The organism is Citrobacter sp. Cpo091 (assembly GCF_030332645.1).
Classification (GTDB): Bacteria; Pseudomonadota; Gammaproteobacteria; order Enterobacterales; family Enterobacteriaceae; genus Citrobacter; species Citrobacter portucalensis.
On the sequence record NZ_JAOWHL010000023.1, the window covers coordinates 1 to 404 of the forward strand.

1 protein-coding gene is annotated in these 404 nt (G+C 62.6%); it reads left to right on the top strand.

Features of this window, described 5'->3' with window-relative positions:
- Nucleotides 1-24: 24 nt before the first annotated feature.
- The coding region (locus OGY04_RS23165) for an MFS transporter (RefSeq protein ID WP_286584657.1) at nucleotides 25-404 on the top strand (380 nt) is incomplete at its 3' end.

Consider the following 404-nt stretch of genomic DNA (forward strand, 5'->3'; position numbering starts at 1 on the left):
GGCGGGGTCTGTGCCGGCTATATCATGGACCGGTTCGGCGTACGCTGGGTCTTCGCCATGATGGCCATCCTCTGGTCCGTGTTTAACGCGCTGACCGGTTTCTTCAGCTCCTGGCTCCCCATGATGATACTCCGGATGGGCATTGGCCTCACCGAGTCCACCTTCAATCCTGCCGGAATGAAAGTCTCCGCCCAGTGGTTCCCACCCCGGGAGCGCGGCCTGGCCTGTGGGATCTACAGTATCGGCACTTCAGCCGGGGCCATGCTCGCGCCGCCCTTGGTCGCCTGGTCCATCCTCCATTACAACTGGCGCATCGCCTTCGTGGTGGCGAGCGTCTTCGGGATTGTCTGGTCCGTGCTCTGGCTGATTGCCTACCGCGCCCCGGAAAAACACGGCCTCATCAC